Source organism: Variovorax sp. P1_H12_2 (assembly GCF_056405335.1).
In genome coordinates this window covers 1-1,091 of sequence record NZ_JBFUCI010000776.1, presented here as the reverse complement: position 1 = coordinate 1,091, position 1,091 = coordinate 1, and the positions used below count along the sequence as shown (strand labels likewise).

Sequence of the window (1,091 nt, the reverse complement as noted above, 5' to 3'; positions counted from 1 at the left end):
GCGCCGCGGCGGGAGGCGCCATGGCCGGCTCCGCGGGCAGGGCTGCGGGCTGTTGAGCGACGGCGGCAGCGACGGCCTCGGCCGGCGCCGCTTCGGCGGGCTCCGGCTGGCGCCACCAGAGGAGCTTGACGCCCATCTCGTCGAGCATGGCGCGCTGCCGCGCGTCGAGGTGCAAGGCTTCGGTCGTCATTTCAATCCGCCCCAGGCGCTGGGTGATTCTTGGAGGCGCAGGCTCATGACGACCGCGTCCTCGCGGATGCCGCCGTGCGCGGGGTAGTAGCCCTTGCGCGTGCCTACGCGCCGAAAGCCGTTGCGTTCGTAGACCGCGAGCGCGCGAAGGTTGCTGGCGCGCACCTCGAGCCAGAGCCACTGCGCGTCGAGCCCGCGCGACCAGCCCGCGAGCGCCTCCAGCATCAGCGGTGCCCAGCCCTGGCCCTGGAAGGCCGGCGCGACCGTGATGTTGAGCAGGTGCACTTCGTCGACGCCCTTCATGGCGATGAAGTAGCCGATCAGCGTCTCGCCGCTGCTGCGCGCCATCGCGCGGCTCCACAGCGCGCGCGCGCCGCGCGGCGCGGACGCCGAAGGCTCGCTGTCGGGCGCGGGCGCCACCAGGCATTGGCAGTGGTAGCCGGCCGCCAGCGAATCGGTGAAGTTCGCCGGCGTCCAGGGATGGCTGAAGGCGCTCTGCTCGATGGCGCAGACGGCGGGAATCCGTTCGATCGTGATCGGCTCGAGGCGCGCCTCGCGCGGCTGCTGCAGGACAGCACTCATCGCACGACTCCCGCCTTCAAGGCCGCGCGCTCCTCGGTCGTCTGCGCCACCTTGTCGCGCACGTAGAGCGGCCAGGCCTCGGCCGGGGCCACCGTGCGGCCGGCGGCCAGCAGCGCCGGGGCCAGCCGCAGCATCGCGGCGGCAGTGGGCAGCACCTCGTGGCGCGCCACCGCATGGGGCAGGCGCTCGCCGTACGCGTCGAAGGCATTGCCGGCCAGCACCCAGCCGTCCGGCACCACGACGCCCTCGGGCGCCAGCAGCTCCGCCTCGCTGGCGCAGATTTCGACCCCGAAGTCGTAGCCGGCCGCGTAGACCTGGTC

At 73.3% G+C, this 1,091-nt stretch carries 1 protein-coding gene and 2 pseudogenes; all 3 read right to left on the bottom strand.

Features of this window, described 5'->3' with window-relative positions:
* Nucleotides 1-190 (bottom strand): annotated as a pseudogene (locus tag AC1D2K_RS35060) (uracil-DNA glycosylase family protein); the annotation flags it as partial.
* On the bottom strand, nucleotides 187-771 hold the full coding sequence (locus tag AC1D2K_RS35055) for a GNAT family N-acetyltransferase (RefSeq protein ID WP_478095073.1): 585 nt from the start codon (nucleotides 769-771) through the stop codon (nucleotides 187-189). The pseudogene AC1D2K_RS35060 and the gene AC1D2K_RS35055, both read right to left, overlap by 4 nt.
* Nucleotides 768-1,091, bottom strand: a pseudogene (locus tag AC1D2K_RS35050) (tRNA (adenosine(37)-N6)-threonylcarbamoyltransferase complex dimerization subunit type 1 TsaB); the annotation flags it as partial. The gene AC1D2K_RS35055 and the pseudogene AC1D2K_RS35050, both read right to left, overlap by 4 nt.